The sequence below is a fragment of the Variovorax sp. SPNA7 genome, assembly GCF_033807855.1.
In the GTDB taxonomy this organism is placed as follows: Bacteria; Pseudomonadota; Gammaproteobacteria; order Burkholderiales; family Burkholderiaceae_C; genus Variovorax; species Variovorax beijingensis.
In genome coordinates this window covers 3,386,510-3,406,884 of sequence record NZ_CP138513.1, presented here as the reverse complement: position 1 = coordinate 3,406,884, position 20,375 = coordinate 3,386,510, and the positions used below count along the sequence as shown (strand labels likewise).

The window sequence follows — 20,375 nt, the reverse complement described above, 5'->3', positions numbered from 1 at the left end:
GCGGGCCATGAACGGGCAGGGCGGCCTCGGCTCATTGACCCGGCGCAGCTGGCTGCGCGGTGCCGGCGCGCTGGCGCTGGGCGCGTTGCCCTTGGCCCGGGCAATGGCTTCGACCGAGCCCTTTCCTTCCCGCCCCGTGACGCTGTGGGTGCCCTGGCCCGCGGGCGGCGCCACCGACATCTCGCTGCGGATCCTGGCCGAACTGGCCTCGGTTGCGCTCGGGCAGCCGGTGCTGACCGAAAACCGCGGCGGCGCCGGCGGCACGCTGGCCATGCCGGTGCTGCAGCAGGCGCGTCCCGACGGCTACACCATCGCCCAGATGCCGCAGCCGGTGTTCCGCGCACCGCACACGCAGAAGGTGCTGTGGGACCCGATCCGCGACGTCACGCCGATCATCCAGGTGTCCAGCGTCACCTTCGGCATGCTGGTCGCGACCGGCAGCCCCGTGCGGTCGGTCGAAGACATGTTCGCCTTCGCGCGGGCCCGGCCCGGCGAGCTGACCATTGCCACCAACGGCATCGGGACCACGCCGCACATGGTGCTGGAAGAGCTGTTCACGGCGCGCGGCCTGCGCTACATCCACGTGCCGTACAAGGGCACGGCCGAGCAGCTCAACGCGATTGCGGGCGGGCAGGTGATGGCCGGCGTCAATTCCACCGGCTTCGGGCCCGCCGTCGATGCGGGCACGCTGCGGCTGCTGGCGATCTTTTCCGGCGAGCGTTCGAAGCGCTGGCCCCAGGTGCCCGTGCTGCGCGAGCTCGGCTTCGACATCGTGGCCAAGTCGCCCTACGGGCTGGCCGGGCCACGCGGTCTGTCGCGCGGCGTGGTGACGGTGCTGCACGATGCCTTCAAGAAGGCCATGTTCGACCAGCGCTTCAAGGACGAACTCGCGAAGTACGACCAGGAAGTCGACTACCTCGGGCCCGAGGCCTACGCGCAGTCGTGCCGCGAAATCTTCGCGCAGGAGCGCGCCATCATCGAAAAGCTGGGCCTCACGCGCACCGGCACTTGAGGGGGAACACTGTGAGCCGACCGAAATCGCCTACCGCCCGCCGGCTGATCGGCCTTGCGATGGCCGCCGCTGCCTGCCCGATGCCCGGACAGGCACAGGAGGCCATCGCGGCCCGGGCGGGCAGCCTGCCGGCCGTCGAGGTGGTCGGCACCACGCCCGTGCCGGGCATCGAGGTGCCGAAGGACCAGATCCCGTCCAACGTGCAGACCGCCGACGACCAGCACCTGCGCCGCGCGCAGAGCCTGAACCTGCCGGACTTCATGGCCACGCAGCTGCCCAGCGTGAACGTGAACGAGATCCAGGGCAATCCGTTCCAGGTCGACGTGAACTACCGCGGCTTCACCGCGAGCCCGGTGCTGGGCACGCCGCAGGGCCTGTCGGTGTACCAGGACGGCGTGCGCATCAACGAGCCCTTCGGCGACGTGGTGAACTGGGACCTGGTCCCGAAGGCCGCCATCTCGAGCATCACGCTGCTGCCGGGCTCCAACCCGCTGTTCGGCCTCAACACGCTCGGGGGTGCGCTGTCGCTGCAGACCAAGCGCGGCGACACGCATCCGGGCACCGGGCTGGAACTGCAGGCCGGCTCCTTCGGCCGCGTGAGCACCGAGCTCACGCATGGCCGCAAGCTGGCCGAAGGCGGGCACCTGTTCCTCGCGCTCGGCGGCCTCAACGAGGACGGCTGGCGCAACTTCTCGCCCTCGCGCGTGCGCCAGCTGTTCGCCAAGGTCGGGCAGGACAGCGGAAAGCTCTCCTGGGACCTGAGCTTCACCCATGGCGACAACCGCATGGTGGGCAACGGCCTGCTGCCCGAATCGATGCTGATGCAGAACCGCAAGCAGGTGTACACGCGGCCCGACCGCACCGACAACCGCATGTCGATGCTCACGCTCAATGCCAGCTACCGCCTGAGCGACGTGCAGACGATCTCCATGACGGCCTACACGCGGCGTTCGCGCTACAGCACGCTCAACGGCGACCTCAATGACGATTTCGAGCCGCCGGAGGTCGAGGAGTCGGGCGTGGAGAACCGCACCTACACGCGCCAGCACGGCGAAGGCGTGGCGCTGCAGTCCACCTACACCGCGGGCATTCACCAGCTCACTTTCGGCGCTTCCGTGGACCGTGCGCGCACGCACTTCCGGCAGACCGAGTCCGAGGGCATGCTGGACTCCACGCGCGCGGTGGTGCCGATGGAAGAAGCCGAAGTCGACGCGCTGCTCGCGGGCAAGAGCCGCACTGCGAGCATCTATTTTTCCGACCTGGTGAGCCTGCGGCCGAACCTGCAGCTGAGCCTCTCGGGCCGCTACAACGACACCCGCGTGAGCACTCGCGACGATGGGCGCGCCTTGCTCGGGCTTTCCACGCAGCTCGATGGCGAAGGCCGCTACAAGAAGTTCAATCCCGCCATCGGCCTCACATGGCAGGCCACGCCGCGGCTCACGGCCTATGCGGGCTGGAGCCAGGGCAGCCGCGCGCCGAGCCCGATCGAGCTCGGCTGCTCCGACCCGGCCAACGCCTGCGTGCTGCCGAACGCGCTGCAGTCCGATCCGCCGCTCAAGCAGGTGGTGTCGCAGACGCTCGAAACCGGGCTGCGCGGCACGCTCGAGTCCGGCATGCGCTGGAATGCCTCGGTGTTCCGCACCGTCAACAAGGACGACCTGCTGTTCGTGAGCAGCGGGCTCTCGCGCGGCTACTTCAGCAACTTCGGGCGCACCCTGCGCCAGGGTGTGGAGCTCGGCCTTTCGCAGCAGACCGACCGCGTCGACTGGTCGCTGTCGTACAGCTACCTGCGCGCGAGATACGACTCGCCGGCCTGCCTGGTGGCCGAAGCCAACAGCAGCGCCGAAACCAGCCCCGCCTGCACCGGCGAGGGCGAGATCGCGGTGCGCCGCGGCGACCGCCTGCCGGGGCTGCCGGCGCATTCGCTCAAGCTCAATGTCGATTGGCGCGTGACGCCGGATTGGACGCTGGGCGCGCAGTACCGCGTGTACTCGAAGCAGACGGTGCGCGGCAACGAGAACGGCCTGCACGCGCCCGACGGGGTCGACTTCAGCGGCAGCGGCCGCATCGGCGGCTACGCGCTGCTCGACCTCACGACGCGCTGGAAGCTCGGGCCCAACGTGGAGCTTTTTGCCAAGGTGGCGAACGTCTTCAACCGCCGCTACGCCAGCGCGGGCCAGCTGGGCCGCAACGGCTTCGATGCGAGCGGCGTGGTGGCCGCGCCCGATGCATGGCGCAATGCGCAGTTCGTGGCGCCGGGCGCGCCGCGCGCGGTGTGGATCGGCATGCGGGTGCAGCTGGGGGTCTGAGAGTCGGCGCGAAGAGCGCTCGCATCAGCGAATCAACGGCAGCAGATGTCCTGCGAAATGGAACATGATCACCAGCAGGACGAGCACCCCAAAGCGCCATGTCCATTTGCGGAGCGTCCACCGCCGCCACGCAAACCCGTTCAGCAGGCCCAGCAGCAGGGCTGGACCGAGCAAGGTTCCAAAGAGCGCTGGATATGTCCACCAACGAGTTGGACATTTGTCGATTTCGTAGCAGCCCTGCGCAGGCGCTGCCAATACGGGCCAATTGATTTTGCTGGCGATGTAGAGGCAAACCCATGTGACGAACAGGCCAAAGATCGCTCCGCCCAACGATACGGCGAGCCGCTTCACTTGACCTCCCGGAACAGAATCTCCTCGGACTTGCCCAGGCCGGAAAACCAGTTGTCCTCCCGGTCGTAGGCGGCTGTATCCCGACCGCGTACCCATCCAATGATCTGCATCTTTGTGCTCCCTGCTTGAATGAACGCGGAGATTATCCGCGCCCATGAGCGATCGACCTCTCAGGCCGCGCGCCGCGTGCTGCGTTTCTTTGCAGCGGCACGGGCCACTGGCAATGTGCCAAGCTGCTGCTGGATCTGCGCCTGGCCATGCGTGCGCAAATACTCCTCGAAGGCCAGCGCCACCTGCGGCAGTTGCCGCGAGGCCAGGTGCATCACGTACCAGTCGCGCACCACGGGATTGCCCGGCACCGGCAGCACGCCGAGCAGGCCCGCGTTCATCTCGAGCACGCAGGTGTGCATCGACAAAAAGGCAATGCCGAAGCCCGCGGCGCACATCTGCTTGATGGCCTCGTTGCTCGACAGCTCGGAGCCGATGCGCAGCGGCAGCCCATGGTCCTTGAAGAAGCGTTCGACCGTGGTGCGCGTGCCCGAGCCGCGCTCGCGCACCAGCATGCGCGTGTCCGAGAGCAGGGCGATGCTCGGCTTGGCCGCGGACATCAGCGGATGCGAGGGCGCCGCGAGAAAGGCCATCGGGTGCTTGGCGAAGGCGCTGGAGTCGGTCTTCAGCTCTGCGGGCGGTCGGCCCATGATGGCGATGTCGATCTCCTGGCCCGCGAGCATGCGCACGATCTCGTCGCGGTTGCCGACCTGCAGCTTGACCTTCACCTTCGGATGCTCCTTGGCGAAGTTCACCAGGATCGGCGGCAGCAGGTATTCGGCCGTGGTGATGGCGCCCACGCGCAGCGTGCCCGAGAACACGCCCTGCAGCATGGCCATTTCGTCGCCGGCCTCGCGCCACAGGTCGAGGATGCGGCCGGCATAGCCCGCCAGCAATTCGCCCGCTTCGGTCAGCCGGATGCCGCGGCCCGTGCGCTGCAGCAGCGGCGTGCCGGCCGACTCCTCGAGTGTGCCGATTTGTATCGACACCGCGGGTTGCGTCAGGTGCATTTCATCTGCAGCAAGTGAAACGCTGCCGAGCCGCGCCACGGCATGGAAGGTGGCGAGCTGTCTGAAGCTCGCGTGCTTGGAAAGAGGCATGCGGTGATATTAGGTTTGGCAAATGTGAATGTCAAAAGATTTAATTTTTCTTTATCTTTCACGAGGCCTACATTCGCTTCACCAGACAGCACCAAACCCCTTCTTTTTCGAGAGGCACTCCATGGGCAACATGAACGAAGCAATCCAGATCACCGACGCCAAGAAGCGCTACTCGGCCGGTGTGCTCAAGTACGCGCAGATGGGCTACTGGGACGGCGACTACGTGCCCAAGGACACGGACATCCTCGCGCTCTTCCGCATCACGCCGCAGGAAGGCGTGGACGCCATCGAGGCCGCCGCGGCGGTGGCGGGCGAATCGTCCACCGCCACCTGGACCGTGGTGTGGACCGACCGCCTCACGGCCTGCGACATGTACCGCGCCAAGGCCTACAAGGTGGAGCCGGTGCCCAACAACCCGGGCCAGTACTTCTGCTACGTGGCCTACGACCTCTCGCTGTTCGAGGAGGGCTCGATCACCAACGTGACGGCTTCCATCATCGGCAACGTCTTCAGCTTCAAGCCGCTGAAGGCCGCGCGGCTGGAGGACATGAAGTTTCCGGTGGCCTACGTCAAGACCTTCCCCGGCCCGCCGACCGGCATCGTGGTGGAGCGCGAGCGGCTCGACAAGTTCGGCCGGCCGCTGCTGGGAGCCACCACCAAGCCCAAGCTCGGGCTCTCGGGCCGCAACTACGGCCGCGTGGTGTACGAGGGCCTGCGCGGCGGGCTCGACTTCATGAAGGACGACGAGAACATCAACTCGCAGCCGTTCATGCACTGGCGCGACCGCTTCCTGTTCGTGATGGACGCGGTCAACAAGGCCAGCGCGGCCACCGGCGAGGTCAAGGGCAGCTACCTGAACGTCACGGCCGGCACCATGGAAGAGATGTACCGCCGCGCGCAGTTCGCCAAGGAGCTGGGCTCGGTGATCGTGATGGTCGACCTGGTGATCGGCTACACGGCCATCCAGTCGATGAGCAACTGGTGCCGCCAGAACGACATGATCCTGCACCTGCACCGCGCGGGCCACGGCACCTACACGCGCCAGAAGAACCACGGCGTGAGCTTCCGGGTGATCGCCAAGTGGATGCGCCTGGCGGGCGTGGACCACATCCATGCGGGCACGGCCGTGGGCAAGCTCGAGGGCGACCCGATGACGGTGCAGGGCTACTACAACGTCTGCCGCGACACGCACACCAAGGTCGACCTGCCGCGCGGCATCTACTTCGACCAGGACTGGGGTGCGCTGCGCAAGGTGATGCCGGTGGCCTCGGGCGGCATCCATGCCGGCCAGATGCACCAGCTGCTCGACCTGTTCGGCGACGACGTGGTGCTGCAGTTCGGCGGCGGCACCATCGGCCATCCGCAGGGCATCCAGGCCGGGGCCACCGCCAACCGCGTCGCGCTCGAAGCCATGGTGCTGGCCCGCAACGAGGGCCGCGACATCGCCAACGAGGGGCCGCAGATCCTGCGCGACGCGGCCAAGTGGTGCACGCCGCTCGCGGCCGCGCTCGACACCTGGGGCGAGATCTCCTTCAACTACGCCTCCACCGATACCTCGGACTACGTGCCGACGCCGTCGGTGGCCTGAACCCGCCTTTTCCAGTTCCAGGAGCAACAGACATGCGAATCACGCAAGGTACCTTTTCCTTCCTGCCCGACCTGAGCGACGAGCAGATCAGCCGCCAGGTCGAGTATTGCCTCGACAAGGGCTGGGCCATCGGCCTCGAATACACCGACGACCCGCATCCGCGCAACACCTTCTGGGAGATGTTCGGCAACCCGATGTTCGACATCAAGGATGCGGCCGGCGTCATGCTCGAACTCGCGGCCTGCCGCAAGACCTTTCCGCAGCAGTACATCCGCGTGACGGCCTTCGATTCGACGCACGGCACCGAATCGGTCGTGATGTCCTTCATCGTCAACCGGCCGTCGAACGAACCGGGCTTCCGCCTGATCCGCTCCGAGGAGCCGGGCCGCACGATCCGCTACAGCATCGAAAGCTATGCGGTGCAGGCGCGGCCCGAAGGCAGCCGCTACTGATCGAACCCCACCGCACGGAGATTGCCGGAGCCACGCATGGACGCCACCGAAACCCCCGCCACCACGGCCGCCGTCGCGACCGCGCCGAGGCAGCTCTTCGAGTCCTCGGGCGTGAAGGCGCTGCTCGACCAGCTCGACGCCGAGCTGATCGGGCTGGCGCCGGTCAAGGGCCGTATCCGCGACATCGCGGCGCTGCTCCTGATCGACAAGCTGCGCCAGGAACAGGGACTGCAGTCGCAGCCGCCTTCGCTGCACATGTCGTTCACGGGCAACCCGGGCACCGGCAAGACCACGGTGGCGATGCGCATGGCCGAGGTGCTCAAGCAACTGGGCTACGTGCGCAAGGGCCACTTGGTGGCGGTGACGCGCGACGACCTGGTGGGCCAGTTCATTGGCCACACGGCGCCCAAGACCAAGGAAGTGATCAAGAAGGCGATGGGCGGCGTGCTGTTCATCGACGAGGCCTACTACCTCTACCGGCCCGAGAACGAACGCGACTACGGGCAGGAGGCCATCGAGATCCTGCTGCAGGTGATGGAGAACCAGCGCGACGATCTCGTGGTGATCCTCGCGGGCTACAAGGACCGCATGGAGACCTTCTTCAGCAGCAACCCGGGCATGGCCTCGCGCATCGCGCACCACATCGACTTTCCGGACTACAGCGAGGCCGAGCTGATGCAGATCGCGCAGCTCATGCTGGGGCGGCTGAACTACAGCTTCGACGACGGCGCAGCCTCCACCTTCTCGCGCTACGTGAGCCTGCGCCGGCAGCAGCCGCACTTTGCCAATGCGCGCTCGATCCGCAACGCGCTCGACCGCATCCGGCTGCGCCACGCCACGCGCCTGTTCGGCAGCGACGAGGCCCTGACGCGCGAGCAGCTCTGCACGCTGCAGGCGCAGGACATCCTGGCCAGCCGCGTCTTCCATCCGGCGGCGGACGCCGCGCAGGCCGAAGGAGAAAAGAGATGAGCATCGAAGCCCTGGTCTTCGACGTCGACGGCACCCTGGCCGACACCGAGGAAGTGCATCGCATGGCCTTCAACCTGGCGTTCGAGCAGCTCGGGCTCGGCTGGCACTGGAGCCAGGCCGAATACCGCGCGCTGCTGGCGGTCACGGGCGGCAAGGAGCGCATGAAGGCCTACATCGGTTCGCTGCCGCTGGGCGCATCGGAGAAGAAGCGGCTGCATGAACGCGTGCCGGCCATCCATGCGGCCAAGACGCAGCACTACACCGACATCGCGCGGCGCGGCGGCATCGAGCTGCGCACCGGCGTGCTGCGCTTCCTGGAGGAAGCCCAGCGCGCCGGCCTGCGCCTGGCCATTGCCAGCACCACCACCGCCGTCAACATCGACGCGCTGCTGCAGGCCACGCTGGGCCCGCGCGGGCTCACGATGTTCGACGTGATCGCCTGCGGCGACCAGGTGCGCGCGAAGAAGCCCGCCTCCGACATCTACCTGCTGGCGCTCGACACGCTGGGCGTGCCGCCCGAGCGCGCCATCGCCATCGAGGACTCGCCCAACGGGCTGCGCTCGGCCCTGGGCGCCGGCCTCTGGACGCTGGTCACGCCCACCTTCTGGACCGAGGGCGGCGACTTCAGCGGCGCCGGCCTGGTGTTGCCGAGCCTGGGCGACCCTGGCCAGCCGCTGCCCGGCGAGCCCGGCGGGCGCCTCGAATCCGCGGCCTGGCTCGGCATCGACGAACTGTTGCAACTGGCCACCGTGGCCCCGCCATTGAATGCCGTGCAGGCGCTTTACCGCGAGAACTCCTAGATGCAGAACACAAGAAACGCCATGCGGATCGCACCCAGCCTGCTGTCGGCCAACTTTGCGCGGCTCGGCGAAGAGGTCACGGCGGTCATCGAGGCCGGCGCCGACCTGATCCATTTCGATGTCATGGACAACCACTATGTTCCAAATCTGACAATCGGTCCGCTGGTCTGCGAGGCCATCAAGCCCTATGCAACGGTGCCGATCGACGTGCACCTGATGGTCAAGCCGGTCGACACGCTGATCCCGATGTTCGCGCAGGCCGGTGCCTCGATCATCTCGTTCCACCCGGAGGCCAGCGAGCACATCGACCGCACGATCCGGCTGATCCGGGACAGTGGCTGCAAGGCCGGCCTGGTGCTCAACCCCGCCACGCCGCTCGCGGTGCTCGACCATGTGCTGGACCAGCTCGACCTGGTGCTGCTGATGTCGGTCAACCCGGGCTTCGGCGGCCAGAGCTTCATCGAGAGCGTGCTGCCGAAGATCGAGGCGGTGCGCCGCCGCATCGATGCGAGCGGGCGCGAGATCTGGCTGGAGGTCGATGGCGGCGTGAAGCCCGACAACGCCGCGCGCATCGGCGCCGCCGGGGCCGACACGCTGGTGGCGGGCTCGGCCGTGTTCAACGGCGGCCGCTACCGCGAAGCCATTGGCGCGATCCGCGCGCAGGCGCTGCAGGGCCGCGAGTCGATGGAAGGGCGTCCCGCATGACGAAAGAAGAACTGCACGGCATCGATGCGATCGCCTTCGACCTCGACGGCACGCTGGTCGACAGCGCGCCCGACATCCGCCAGGCGCTGAACTTCGCGCTCGACGAAGCCGGGCTGGCCTGCTTCGAGCTGGACACCGTGCGCGCATGGATCGGCGACGGCCCCGATGCGCTGATCCTGCAGGCGCTGCGCGAGCACGGGCTCGGCGGCAGCGAGGCGTTGCGCGGCCGGCTGCGCAAGTCCTTCGATGCCGCCACGCTGGCGGCGCCATTGAAGTTCGGCAGCGTGTTCGAGGGCATTGCCGCACTCGTCGCGGGCCTGCGCCGCACGCTGCCGATGGTGGTGGTCACGAACAAGCCGACGCCGCTGGCACGCGCCGTGCTGGATGCAGCGGGTCTGCTGCCGGCCATGGCGGGGGTCTTCGGCGCCGACACCGCGGCGCAGCGCAAGCCCGCGCCGCTCCTGCTGCAGGCCGCGGCGCGCCAGCTGGGTGTGGAGCCCGCGCGGCTGCTGATGGTGGGCGACGGCCCGGCCGACCTGCTCGCGGCGCAGGCCGCAGGCTGTCCGGCGGCGCTGGTGGCCTGGGGCTATGGCGGCCATGCGGCAGCGAATGCGAGCGAAGCGGCGCGCGCGTGGCGCGTCTCGACGCCGCAGCAACTGCTGCTGAGGGCATGCGAGTCGCGCGCCGCGGTCCGCCGAGACGAAGAAATGACGACCCGGATTTTTTGATTCAACCAGGAGACGATCATGCCCATTGCAGGCAAGGCCACGCTGACCCAGTACATCATCGAGGAGCGCCGCCGCCACCCCGGTGCCACGGGCGCGCTCAACGCGCTCATTACCGACGTCTCCCTTGCCTGCAAGGCGATCTCGCGCAAGGTGGCGCTCGGCGCGCTGGGCGACGTGCTCGGCAGCGCCAGCACGCAGAACGTGCAGGGCGAGGAACAGAAGACGCTCGACGTGCTGAGCAACGACATGTTCCTGCGCGCCAACGAGTGGGGCGGCCACGTGGCGGGCATGGTCTCGGAAGAGATGGAAGAGCCGTACCTGCCGCCGCAGCAGCAGTACCCGCGCGGAAAGTACCTGCTGCTGTTCGATCCGCTCGACGGCTCGTCGAACATCGACGTCAACGTGGCGGTGGGCAGCATCTTCTCGATCCTGCGCGCGCCCACGCCCGAGGCCGACGCCAAGCCTGAAGACTTTCTGCAGCCCGGCACCGAGCAGGTCGGCGCCGGCTATGCGATCTACGGCCCTTCGACCATGCTGGTGCTGACGCTGGGCAACGGCACGCACGCCTTCACGCTCGATCCCCAACTGGGCGAATGGGTGCTGAGCCATCCGAACCTGAGCATTCCGCGGCAGACCAGCGAGTTCGCGATCAACGCCTCGAACAGCCGCTTCTGGGAGCCGGCCGTGAAGCGCTATGTCGACGAATGCCTGGCCGGCAAGGAAGGCCCGCGCGGCATCGACTTCAACATGCGGTGGATCGCCTCGCTGGTGGCCGAGACGCACCGCATCCTGATGCGCGGCGGTGTCTTCATGTACCCGCGCGACAGCAAGGAATCGGGCCGCGACGGGCGGCTGCGGCTGCTCTACGAGGCCAACCCGATCTCGTTCCTGATCGAGCAGGCCGGCGGCATGGCCAGCACCGGCCGGCGGCGCCTGATGACGGTCGAGCCGGAGTCGATCCACCAGCGCATCGGCTTCGTCTTCGGATCGTCCGACGAGGTGGCGCGCGTGGAGGCCTACCACAGCGAGGAGCCGCAGGACACCTACCAGGCGCCGCTGTTCGGCAAGCGCGGCCTGTTCGCGACCGCCGCCTGAACCGCGAGGCCCTGCCGCTCCGCACGAATTCTTCATCTCCCCGAGGCCACCATGTCAGCCAAACATCCCATCGTTGCCATCACCGGTTCGTCCGGCGCGGGCACCACATCCGTCACGCGGACCTTCGAGAACATCTTCCGCCGCGAGAGCGTCAAGGCGGCCATCGTGGAAGGCGACAGCTTCCACCGCTACGACCGCAATTCCATGAAGGTGGCCATGGCCGAGGCCGAGGCCGCCGGCAACCGCAACTTCAGCCACTTCGGCGAAGACGCCAACCTGTTCGCCGAGCTCGAGGCGCTGTTCCGCGACTATGGCGAAGCGGGCGTCGGCCAGAGCCGCAAGTATCTGCACGACGCGGTGGAGGCGGCGCCCTACAAGCAGGACCCCGGCACCTTCACGCCGTGGGAAACGCTGCCCGACAGCGAGCTGCTTTTCTACGAAGGCCTGCATGGCGGCGTGACCACCGAGAAGGTCGACATCGCGCGCCACGTCGACCTGCTGATCGGCGTGGTGCCGGTGATCAACCTCGAGTGGATCCAGAAGCTGCACCGCGACAAGAACACGCGCGGCTATTCGACCGAGGCCGTGACCGACGTGATCCTGCGCCGCATGAACGAGTACGTGCACTACATCTGCCCGCAGTTCACGCGCACCCACATCAACTTCCAGCGCGTGCCGGTGGTCGACACCTCCGACCCGTTCATTGCGCGCACCATCCCGAGCCCGGACGAGAGCCTGGTGGTGATCCGCTTCGCCAACCCGATCGGCTTCGACTTTCCGTACCTGCTGAGCATGCTGCACGACTCCTTCATGTCGCGCGCCAACACGCTGGTGGTGCCGGGCGGAAAGATGGAACTCGCGATGCAGCTGATCTTCACGCCGATGATCCTGCGTCTCATGGAGCGGCGCAAGAAGGCCTACGCGATCTAGCGCGCGTGCTCCGAACAAGCACCTCACGCAAAAAAACGAACCAACCGGACCTTCGCATGACGATTGAAAACCTCGCCTTGCGCACGCAGTGCGCCAACGCCATCCGCGCGCTGGCCATGGACGCCGTGCAAGCCGCCAATTCGGGCCATCCGGGCATGCCGATGGGCATGGCCGACATCGCCGAAGCGCTGTGGCGGCACCATCTGCGGCACGACCCGGCCGATCCGCGCTGGATGAACCGCGACCGCTTCGTCGTTTCCAACGGCCACGGCTCGATGCTGCTCTATGCGCTGCTGCACCTGAGCGGCTATGCGCTGCCGATGGAGGAGCTGCGGCGCTTCCGCCAGCTGCATTCGCGCACGCCGGGCCACCCCGAGGTCGGCGTCACGCCCGGCGTGGAAACCACCACCGGGCCGCTCGGGCAGGGCATCAGCAATGCGGTGGGCATGGCGCTGGCCGAGAAGCTGCTGGCCGAGGAATTCAACCGGCCCGGCCACGAGGTGATCGACCACCGCACCTATGTGTTCCTGGGCGACGGCTGCCTGATGGAAGGCATCAGCCACGAGGCCTGTTCGCTCGCAGGGACCTGGCGCTTGAACAAGCTGGTGGCGTTCTACGACGACAACGGCATCTCGATCGATGGCGAGGTCGGCGGCTGGTTCAGCGACGACACACCGGGCCGCTTCGAAGCCTACGGCTGGACCGTGCTGCGCGATGTCGACGGTCATGACGCCGCGGCGCTCGACGCGGCCATTGAACGCGCCACGGCCGCGGACCGCCCGGTGCTGGTGTGCTGCAAGACACGCATCGGCCAGGGCTCGCCGAACCGCGCCGGTACCGCGAAGGCGCACGGCGAGGCGCTGGGCGATGCCGAGATCGCGCTGACGCGTCAGGCGCTCGGCTGGAGCGCCGCGCCTTTCGAGGTGCCGGCGGATATTGCAGAGGCCTGGTCGGCGCGCGAATCGGGTGCCGCGCTGCACAAGGCCTGGCAGGAGCGCTTCGCCGCCTATGCACAGGAGCATCCGGCGCTCGCGCGCGAGCTGCTGCGGCGCCACCGCACCGATGCGCCGCTCACTGCGAAGGCCGAAGCGGCACTGGACTCGGCCGCGTCGGGCGCGGAACAGCGCAAGGCATCGGTCGCCACGCGCAAGGCTTCGCAGCAGGTGCTCGACGAGGTCGGCCCCGCGATGCCCGAGCTGATCGGCGGCTCGGCCGACCTCACGGGATCGAACCTCACCGACTGGAAAGGCCACCGCGCGCTCAAGGGCACCGGCACCGGCAACCACGTGCACTACGGCGTGCGCGAGTTCGGCATGGCGGCCATCATGAACGGGCTCGCGCTGCATGGCGGCTTCCGTCCCTTCGGCGGTACCTTCCTGACCTTTTCCGACTACGCGCGCAACGGCGTGCGCATGTCGGCGCTGATGAAGCTGCCGGTGATCTACGTCTTCACGCACGACTCCATCGGGCTCGGCGAGGACGGCCCGACGCACCAGCCGGTGGAGCATGCCTCGAGCCTGCGGCTGATTCCCGATGTCGATGTCTGGCGGCCCGCCGATGCCACCGAGACGGCCGTGGCCTGGCGCCAGGCGCTGCGCCGTGTGGACGGGCCGAGCTGCCTGCTGCTGACACGCCAGGCGCTGCCGCATGCCGGCGACAGCGGCGAGCGCATCGAGTCGGTCGCGCGCGGCGCCTACGTACTGCGCCGACCGGAGGCCGAGTGCGTGGCGCTGCTGGCAAGCGGCTCCGAAGTCGGCGTCGCGTTGGCCGCCGCGGCCTTGCTGGCGCAGGAAGGCATCGAGGCGCGCGTGGTGTCCGTGCCATGCATGGACGTGTTCGAACGCCAGGACGCCGAGTGGCGCCATGCGGTGATTCCGCGTCACCTGCCGCGCGTGGCGGTGGAGGCCGGCAGCACGGGCCTGTGGTGGAAGTTCGTCGGTGAATACGGCGACGTGGTCGGGCTCGACCGTTTCGGCGAATCGGCGCCGGCCGGCGAGCTCTTCAAGCTGCTCGGCCTCACGGCCGAAGTGGTGGCCGAGCGCGCCCGCCGACTGCTTGCGAACGCCGCACTGGCCAGCCTGAAAGAGGCCGCATGAGCTTCAACACGCTCGACCAGATCGACCTGCGCGGGCAGCGCGTGTTCATCCGCTGCGATCTCAACGTGCCGCTCGATGCCTCGGGGCGCATCAGCGACGACACGCGCATCCGCGCCAGCCTGGGCGGCATCCGCCACGCGCTGTCGCAAGGGGCGCGCGTGATGGTCGCTTCGCACCTGGGCCGCCCGAAGGAAGGCCAGCTTGCACCCGGCGAATCGCTCGCGCCGGTGGCGAAGCGACTCGGCGAACTGCTGGGCGCGCCGGTGGCGCTGATCGGCGACTGGCTCGATCGCCCCTTCGACGTGGCGCCCGGCCAGGTGGCGCTGCTAGAGAACTGCCGCGCGAACGTCGGCGAGAAGGCGAATGCCGAAGCCTTGGCGCGGCGCATGGCGGCCCTGTGCGACGTGTACGTGAATGATGCCTTCGGCACCGCGCACCGCGCCGAGGCCACCACCGAGGCGCTGGCACGGCTCGCGCCCATTGCCTGCGCCGGACCGCTGATGGCGTCGGAACTCAATGCGCTCGGCCGTGCGCTCGCGAACCCCGCGCGGCCGCTGGCCGCGATCGTCGGCGGCGCCAAGGTGTCGACCAAGCTGTCGATCCTCGAGTCGCTCGCGGCGCAGGTCGAGTGGCTGGTGGTGGGCGGCGGCATGGCCAACACCTTTTTGCTGGCGGCGGGCCATCCGGTCGGCCGGTCGCTGTGCGAACCCGAGATGGTGGACACAGCGCGCGCCGTGGCCGCGGCGCTCTCGGCGCGCGGTGCGCAGCTCTTCATGCCGACCGACGTGGTCACGGCCACCGAGTTCTCGCCGAACGCAATGGCGACTGTGAAGGCCGTGGCCGACGTGGCGCCGGACGACATGATCCTGGACTTTGGCCCGGAGTCGGTGGCGCAACTCGTCGCGATGCTCGGCCAGTGCAGGACCATCGTCTGGAACGGCCCGCTCGGCGTGTTCGAGATCGAGCAGTTCTCGCACGGCACGCGCACGCTGGCCCACGCGATCGCGCGCATGGACGCGTTCTCGCTCGCGGGCGGCGGCGACACCGTGGCCGCCATCAACCAGTTCGAGGTGGAGGAGTGCATCGACTACGTCTCGACGGCGGGCGGCGCGTTCCTCGAATTCCTCGAAGGCAAGAGCCTGCCCGCTGTCAAGGCGCTCCAGGACCGCAGGCATTGATGCCCCCATTACCGATTTTCCACATCCACAGGAGCTTCCCATGGCCATGATTTCGCTGCGCCAATTGCTGGACCACGCCGCCGAGCACCAGTACGGCGTGCCGGCGTTCAACGTCAACAACCTGGAGCAGATCCAGGCCATCATGCAGGCCGCGCGCAAGACCGACAGCCCGGTCATCCTGCAGGCCTCGGCCGGTGCGCGCAAGTACGCGGGCGAAGCCTTCCTGCGCAAGATGGTCGAGGCCGCTGCCGAGATGTACCCCGAGATCCCGATCGTGATGCACCAGGACCACGGCGCGAGCCCGTCGATGTGCATGCAGGCCATCCGCTCGGGCTTCACCAGCGTGATGATGGACGGCTCGCTGATGGAAGACGCGAAAACGCCCGCGAGCTACGACTACAACGTGGGCGTGACGAGCCGGGTGGTGGAGATGGCGCATGCGGTCGGCGTCTCGGTCGAGGGCGAGCTGGGCTGCCTCGGCTCGCTCGAGTCGGGCATGGCCGGCGAGGAAGACGGCAGCGGCGCCGAGGGCGTGCTGACGCACGACCAGCTGCTGACCGATCCGCAGCAGGCGGTCGACTTCGTGTCGCGCACCGGCGTGGATGCGCTGGCCATTGCCATCGGCACTTCGCATGGCGCCTACAAGTTCAGCCGCAAGCCGACCGGCGACATCCTCGCGATCGACCGCATCAAGGAGATCCATGCGCGCATTCCGAAGACGCACCTCGTGATGCACGGCTCCTCGTCGGTGCCGCAGGAATGGCTGGCCGTGATCCGCGACTTCGGCGGCGACATCAAGGAAACCTACGGCGTGCCGGTGGAGGAGATCCAGGAGGGCATCCGCCATGGCGTGCGCAAGGTCAACATCGACACCGACATCCGGCTCGCGATGACGGGCGCCATGCGCCGCGCCATGGGCCAGGACCGCAGCGAATTCGATCCGCGCAAGTTCCTGAAGGAGGCGACCGCGGCCGCGCGCGACGTCTGCATCGACCGCTTCCAGGCCTTCGGCACCGCCGGCATGGCGTCGCGGATCAAGCCGGCGGCGCTGCAGTAGGCACTGTGCCGCGCTGCTATTCGAGCAGCGCCCGGTGCACGCGGATCGCCTCGGCCGACACGGGGTTCAGTTCCCCTGGTCCGCCGGCGTCCAGGTGCGCCAGCAGCTCGCGCCGCATGCGCGGTTCCCAGAAACGCCTCAGGTGCAGCGCAAGGTCATGCAGGGCTTCGCTGCGGTCGGGCATGGCTTCGAAGAAGCTGCCCATCTGGTTCACCATGCGGATCAGCTGGTCGACGTGCATAAAAAAACTCAGGCGTTGGCGGGCAGGCCGTTGAGCCGCCACGGGTGGGTGTAGATGACCAAGTCGTCGCCGCGCACGAAGCCCGCCAGCGTCAGGCCCGCGTCCTCTGCAATGGCCGTGGCCAGCGAGGTCGAGGCCGATACGGCCGCCAGCAGCGGCACACCGGCGGCGACGGTTTTCTGCACCATCTCGAAACTCGCGCGGCTGGTCACCGCGATGAAGCCGGTGGAGGCGGCCACGCTGCTTCTTGCGAGCGCGCCGACGAGCTTGTCGAGCGCGTTGTGGCGGCCGACGTCCTCGCGCACCAGCAGGGCTTCGCCCTCCGCGCTGCACCAGGCCGCCGCGTGCACGGCGCCGGTGACTTTCTGCAGCACCTGCATCGATGCCAGCTCCCGCATGCCGCGCGCCACGACGCGGGTCGAAAGCGCCGAGCCCTCGGGCAGTGGCGGCAGCGCGCGCGTGACATGCGCCAGGCTCTCGGCGCCGCACAGGCCGCAGCCCGTGCGCCCGGCCATCGAGCGGCGGCGCTCCTTCAGCCGCGCGAAGGCCGCGCCCGCCACGTCGAGCTTGAGCGTGATGCCCTCGGGCGCGTACGCTTCCTCGACACCGTAGAGCTCATTGCGCCCGAGCAGGATGCCCTCGCTGAGCGCGAAGCCCAGCGCGAAGTCGGCCAGGTCGGTGGGCGTTGCAAGCATCACGGCGTGCGCAATGCCGTTGAACTCCAGCGCGACCGGCACCTCCACGGCCACCCAGTCGCGGTTGTCGAAGGCCTGGAGTGCGCGCACGCCGCGCACGGGCAGCAGTTCCGCGCTCCCGGGGCGCAGTGGGACGTCGGACAGGTTCACTTGGCGGCCGCCGTTTCTTCGATGCGCCTGCTCAGCAGTTCTTCCTGCAGCGCGTTGAACCGGCTGTACTCCTGCTGCCATTCGGAAGGCTGCATCACCGGCATCACCTGCACCGCGGTCACCTTGAACTCGGGACAGTTGGTGGCCCAGTCGGAGTTGTCGGTGGTGATGACGTTGGCGCCCGATTCGGGGAAGTGGAAGGTGGTGTAGACCACGCCCGGTTGCACGCGCTCGGTGATGGTGGCGCGCAGCACGGTTTCGCCGGCGCGGCTCCGGATGCCGACCCAGTCGCCCTCGGCAATGCCGCGGTCCTCGGCGTCGGCCGGATGGATTTCGAGCCGGTCCTCGCTGTGCCACTGGTTGTTGTCTGTGCGGCGGGTCTGGGCGCCCACGTTGTACTGCGACAGGATGCGTCCGGTGGTCAGGATCAGCGGGTACATGCGCGTGACCTTCTCGTCGGTCGGCACGTACTGCGTGATGATGAACTTGCCCTTGCCGCGCACGAACTCGCCGATGTGCATGGTCGGCGTGCCTTCCGGTGCGGCCTCGTTGCAGGGCCACTGCACGCTGCCCAGCTTCGCGAGCTTGGCGTAGCTCACGCCCGTGAAGGTGGGTGTGAGCGCGGCGATCTCATTCATGATCTCCTCGGCGCTCGCGTAGTTCATGGGATAGCCCAGCGCGTTGGAGAGCAGCTGCGTCACCTCCCAGTCGGCGTAGCCGGCCTTGGGCGGCATGACCTTGGTGACGCGCGAGATGCGGCGCTCGGCGTTGGTGAAGGTGCCGTCCTTCTCGAGGAACGACGCGCCCGGCAGGAACACGTGCGCGTACTTGGCGGTTTCGTTCAGGAACAGGTCCTGCACCACGATGCATTCCATCGCCATCATCGCCTCGGCCACGTGCTGGGTGTTGGGGTCCGACTGGACCACGTCCTCGCCTTCGCAATACAGGCCCTTGAAGCTGCCGGTGATGGCGGCATCGAACATGTTGGGAATACGCAGCCCCGGTTCGGCCCGCAGCGCCACGCCCCAGGCGTCTTCGAAGCTGCCGCGCGCGGTGCTGTCCGACACATGGCGGTAGCCCGGCAGCTCGTGCGGGAACGAGCCCATGTCGCAGGAACCCTGCACGTTGTTCTGGCCGCGCAGCGGGTTCACGCCCACGCCTTCGCGGCCCACGTTGCCGGTGGCCATGGCGAGGTTGGCGATGCCCATGACCATGGTCGAGCCCTGGCTGTGCTCCGTCACGCCCAGGCCGTAGTAGATGGCGGCATTCCTCTTGCCATCGTGGCCCAGTGCGAAGAGCCGCGCGGCAGCGCGCAGCTCGGCGGCCGGCACGCCGGTCACTGCTTCCATGGCCTCGGGCGAGTTGGCCGGGCGCGCGACGAATTCGCGCCACTCGTTGAACGACTTGGGGTCGCAACGCTCGGCCACGAAGGCTTCGTCGACCAGGCCTTCGGTCACGATCACATGCGCCATCGCGCTGATGACCGCCACGTTGGTGCCGGGCTTGAGCTTGAGGTGGTGGTCGGCCTTGACGTGGGGCGACTTCACGAGATCGATGGTGCGCGGGTCGATCACGATCAGCCGGGCACCGGCGCGCAGGCGCTTCTTCATGCGCGATGCGAACACCGGGTGGCCGTCGGACGGATTGGCGCCGATCACCATGATCACGTCCGACTTCTCGACCGACTTGAAGGTCTGCGTGCCGGCCGATTCGCCCATGGTCTGCTTCAGGCCGTAGCCGGTGGGCGAGTGGCACACGCGCGCGCAGGTGTCGACGTTGTTGTTGCCGAAGGCTGCGCGCACCAGCTTCTGCACCAGGTAGCCCTCTTCGTTGGTGCAGCGCGAGGACACCAGCCCGCCGATGGAATCGGTGCCGTACTTGGCCTGGATGCGGCGGAATTCGCTGGCGGCGTAGTTGACGGCTTCGTCCCAGCTCACCTCCCGCCACGGGTCGGTGATCTTGCTGCGGATCATGGGCTTCAGCACGCGGTCCTTGTGGGTGGCGTAGCCCCAGGCGAAGCGGCCCTTGACGCACGAGTGGCCTTCGTTGGCCTTGCCGTCCTTCCAGGGCACCATGCGCACCACTTCGTTGCCCTTCATCTCGGCCTTGAAGCCGCAGCCCACGCCGCAATAGGCGCAGGTGGTGATGGCGCTGTGCTCGGCCTGGCCCAGCCAGATCACCGATTTTTCCTGCAGCGTGGCGGTGGGGCAGGCCTGCACGCAGGCGCCGCAGCTCACGCATTCGGACTCCATGAAGGGCTGGTCCTGGCCCGGCGACACGCGCGACTCGAAGCCGCGTCCGCTGATGGTGAGCGCGAAGGTGCCCTGCGTTTCTTCGCAGGCGCGCACGCAGCGGTTGCAGACGATGCACTTGGCCGGGTCGTAGGTGAAGTAGGGGTTCGACTCGTCCTTGGCGCTCTTCAGGTGGTTGGCGCCGTCATAGCCGTAGCGCACGTTGCGCAGGCCCGTGACGCCGGCCATGTCCTGCAGCTCGCAGTCGCCGTTGGCGGCACAGGTGAGGCAGTCGAGCGGATGGTCGGAGATGTAGAGCTCCATCACGCCCTTGCGCAGCTCCTGCAGTCTCGGGCTTTGCGTGCGCACCTTCATGCCGGCTTCGGCCGGCGTGGTGCACGACGCCGGATAGCCCTTGCGCCCGTCGATCTCCACCAGGCAGAGCCGGCAGGAGCCGAAGGGCTCCAGGCTGTCGGTCGCGCACAGCTTGGGCACCTGCACGCCCGCGTCGACCGCGGCGCGCATCAGCGAGGTGCCCTTGGCCACCGTCACCGGCATGCCGTCGATCTCGAGCGTGACTTCCTCGGTGGACTCGCGGCGCGGCGTGCCGTGGTCGATGTCTTGCGATGGGTTCAGCATG

Annotated in this window: 18 protein-coding genes; 13 read left to right on the top strand and 5 right to left on the bottom strand. The window is 68.0% G+C overall.

Annotated elements, in window-relative coordinates; translation table 11 throughout:
* The first annotated feature begins 7 nt into the window (after nucleotides 1–7).
* Nucleotides 8–1,012, top strand: coding sequence for a tripartite tricarboxylate transporter substrate binding protein (locus RZE77_RS15985; protein WP_319438293.1), 1,005 nt, complete (start codon nucleotides 8–10; stop codon nucleotides 1,010–1,012).
* Nucleotides 1,013–1,023: 11 nt separating this feature from the next.
* Nucleotides 1,024–3,321 (top strand): TonB-dependent receptor, encoded by a 2,298-nt coding sequence (locus RZE77_RS15980; RefSeq protein WP_319438292.1) that lies wholly within the window; start codon nucleotides 1,024–1,026, stop codon nucleotides 3,319–3,321.
* 24 nt (nucleotides 3,322–3,345) lie between these two features.
* Here the strand turns inward: RZE77_RS15980 and RZE77_RS15975 are convergent, their stop codons facing one another.
* Nucleotides 3,346–3,672, bottom strand: a complete 327-nt coding sequence (locus RZE77_RS15975) for a hypothetical protein (RefSeq protein WP_319438291.1) — start codon at nucleotides 3,670–3,672, stop codon at nucleotides 3,346–3,348.
* A gap of 170 nt (nucleotides 3,673–3,842) precedes the next feature.
* On the bottom strand, nucleotides 3,843–4,820 hold the full coding sequence (locus RZE77_RS15970; RefSeq protein ID WP_319438290.1) for a LysR family transcriptional regulator: 978 nt from the start codon (nucleotides 4,818–4,820) through the stop codon (nucleotides 3,843–3,845).
* Between the two features lie 130 nt (nucleotides 4,821–4,950).
* On the opposite strand from RZE77_RS15970, the gene RZE77_RS15965 reads away from it, so the two are divergent.
* The 11 genes from RZE77_RS15965 to fba are packed head-to-tail and all read left to right on the top strand — an operon-like array spanning nucleotide 4,951 to nucleotide 16,418.
* Nucleotides 4,951–6,408, top strand: a complete 1,458-nt coding sequence (locus tag RZE77_RS15965) for a form I ribulose bisphosphate carboxylase large subunit (protein WP_307592608.1) — start codon at nucleotides 4,951–4,953, stop codon at nucleotides 6,406–6,408.
* 32 nt (nucleotides 6,409–6,440) lie between these two features.
* On the top strand, nucleotides 6,441–6,860 hold the full coding sequence (locus RZE77_RS15960) for a ribulose bisphosphate carboxylase small subunit (protein ID WP_124958015.1): 420 nt from the start codon (nucleotides 6,441–6,443) through the stop codon (nucleotides 6,858–6,860).
* Nucleotides 6,861–6,896: 36 nt separating this feature from the next.
* Entirely contained in the window at nucleotides 6,897–7,829 is a 933-nt protein-coding gene (gene cbbX, locus RZE77_RS15955) for a CbbX protein (protein WP_319438289.1), read from the top strand.
* The gene (locus RZE77_RS15950) at nucleotides 7,826–8,629 is read left to right on the top strand and encodes an HAD-IA family hydrolase (protein ID WP_319438288.1); all 804 of its coding nucleotides are present in this window, start codon (nucleotides 7,826–7,828) and stop codon (nucleotides 8,627–8,629) included. Before cbbX ends, RZE77_RS15950 begins: the two co-directional genes overlap by 4 nt.
* Nucleotides 8,630–9,334, top strand: coding sequence for a ribulose-phosphate 3-epimerase (rpe, locus tag RZE77_RS15945; protein WP_319438287.1), 705 nt, complete (start codon nucleotides 8,630–8,632; stop codon nucleotides 9,332–9,334).
* The gene (locus tag RZE77_RS15940) at nucleotides 9,331–10,062 is read left to right on the top strand and encodes an HAD-IA family hydrolase (RefSeq protein ID WP_319438286.1); all 732 of its coding nucleotides are present in this window, start codon (nucleotides 9,331–9,333) and stop codon (nucleotides 10,060–10,062) included. The genes rpe and RZE77_RS15940 overlap by 4 nt, the downstream gene beginning before the upstream one ends.
* A gap of 18 nt (nucleotides 10,063–10,080) precedes the next feature.
* Nucleotides 10,081–11,157 carry a class 1 fructose-bisphosphatase gene (locus tag RZE77_RS15935; RefSeq protein ID WP_319438285.1) on the top strand — a complete coding sequence of 359 codons (1,077 nt, stop codon included), beginning with the start codon at nucleotides 10,081–10,083 and terminating at the stop codon, nucleotides 11,155–11,157.
* Between the two features lie 51 nt (nucleotides 11,158–11,208).
* On the top strand, nucleotides 11,209–12,087 hold the full coding sequence (locus RZE77_RS15930) for a phosphoribulokinase (RefSeq protein ID WP_319438284.1): 879 nt from the start codon (nucleotides 11,209–11,211) through the stop codon (nucleotides 12,085–12,087).
* A 56-nt stretch (nucleotides 12,088–12,143) separates the two neighbouring features.
* The gene (gene tkt, locus RZE77_RS15925; RefSeq protein WP_319438283.1) at nucleotides 12,144–14,183 is read left to right on the top strand and encodes a transketolase; all 2,040 of its coding nucleotides are present in this window, start codon (nucleotides 12,144–12,146) and stop codon (nucleotides 14,181–14,183) included.
* A complete protein-coding gene (locus tag RZE77_RS15920) occupies nucleotides 14,180–15,361 on the top strand; it encodes a phosphoglycerate kinase (RefSeq protein WP_319438282.1) in 1,182 nt (393 codons plus the stop codon). The genes tkt and RZE77_RS15920 overlap by 4 nt, the downstream gene beginning before the upstream one ends.
* Nucleotides 15,362–15,401: 40 nt before the next feature.
* Complete coding sequence (fba, locus tag RZE77_RS15915) at nucleotides 15,402–16,418, top strand: class II fructose-bisphosphate aldolase (RefSeq protein ID WP_018904556.1); 1,017 nt, start codon at nucleotides 15,402–15,404, stop codon at nucleotides 16,416–16,418.
* Between the two features lie 16 nt (nucleotides 16,419–16,434).
* Here the strand turns inward: fba and RZE77_RS15910 are convergent, their stop codons facing one another.
* Genes RZE77_RS15910 through fdhF form a run of 3 tightly spaced genes read right to left on the bottom strand, consistent with a single transcriptional unit; the run spans nucleotide 16,435 to nucleotide 20,374 of the window.
* Nucleotides 16,435–16,659 (bottom strand): formate dehydrogenase subunit delta, encoded by a 225-nt coding sequence (locus RZE77_RS15910; protein ID WP_319438281.1) that lies wholly within the window; start codon nucleotides 16,657–16,659, stop codon nucleotides 16,435–16,437.
* An 8-nt stretch (nucleotides 16,660–16,667) separates the two neighbouring features.
* Nucleotides 16,668–17,504 carry a formate dehydrogenase accessory sulfurtransferase FdhD gene (gene fdhD / locus RZE77_RS15905; protein ID WP_319438280.1) on the bottom strand — a complete coding sequence of 279 codons (837 nt, stop codon included), beginning with the start codon at nucleotides 17,502–17,504 and terminating at the stop codon, nucleotides 16,668–16,670.
* Nucleotides 17,501–20,374, bottom strand: coding sequence for a formate dehydrogenase subunit alpha (gene fdhF, locus RZE77_RS15900; protein WP_319438279.1), 2,874 nt, complete (start codon nucleotides 20,372–20,374; stop codon nucleotides 17,501–17,503). The genes fdhD and fdhF overlap by 4 nt, the downstream gene beginning before the upstream one ends.
* Nucleotide 20,375 lies beyond the last annotated feature (1 nt).

Coding starts and splice junctions, on each gene's coding strand:
- RZE77_RS15985 (WP_319438293.1), top strand. CDS start 8: ATGAACGGGCAGGGCGGCCTCGGCTCATTGACCCGGCGCAGCTGGCTG.
- RZE77_RS15970 (WP_319438290.1), bottom strand. CDS start 4,820: ATGCCTCTTTCCAAGCACGCGAGCTTCAGACAGCTCGCCACCTTCCAT.
- RZE77_RS15965 (WP_307592608.1), top strand. CDS start 4,951: ATGAACGAAGCAATCCAGATCACCGACGCCAAGAAGCGCTACTCGGCC.
- RZE77_RS15960 (WP_124958015.1), top strand. CDS start 6,441: ATGCGAATCACGCAAGGTACCTTTTCCTTCCTGCCCGACCTGAGCGAC.
- cbbX (WP_319438289.1), top strand. CDS start 6,897: ATGGACGCCACCGAAACCCCCGCCACCACGGCCGCCGTCGCGACCGCG.
- RZE77_RS15950 (WP_319438288.1), top strand. CDS start 7,826: ATGAGCATCGAAGCCCTGGTCTTCGACGTCGACGGCACCCTGGCCGAC.
- rpe (WP_319438287.1), top strand. CDS start 8,630: ATGCAGAACACAAGAAACGCCATGCGGATCGCACCCAGCCTGCTGTCG.
- RZE77_RS15940 (WP_319438286.1), top strand. CDS start 9,331: ATGACGAAAGAAGAACTGCACGGCATCGATGCGATCGCCTTCGACCTC.
- RZE77_RS15935 (WP_319438285.1), top strand. CDS start 10,081: ATGCCCATTGCAGGCAAGGCCACGCTGACCCAGTACATCATCGAGGAG.
- RZE77_RS15930 (WP_319438284.1), top strand. CDS start 11,209: ATGTCAGCCAAACATCCCATCGTTGCCATCACCGGTTCGTCCGGCGCG.
- tkt (WP_319438283.1), top strand. CDS start 12,144: ATGACGATTGAAAACCTCGCCTTGCGCACGCAGTGCGCCAACGCCATC.
- RZE77_RS15920 (WP_319438282.1), top strand. CDS start 14,180: ATGAGCTTCAACACGCTCGACCAGATCGACCTGCGCGGGCAGCGCGTG.
- fba (WP_018904556.1), top strand. CDS start 15,402: ATGGCCATGATTTCGCTGCGCCAATTGCTGGACCACGCCGCCGAGCAC.
- RZE77_RS15910 (WP_319438281.1), bottom strand. CDS start 16,659: ATGCACGTCGACCAGCTGATCCGCATGGTGAACCAGATGGGCAGCTTC.
- fdhF (WP_319438279.1), bottom strand. CDS start 20,374: ATGCTGAACCCATCGCAAGACATCGACCACGGCACGCCGCGCCGCGAG.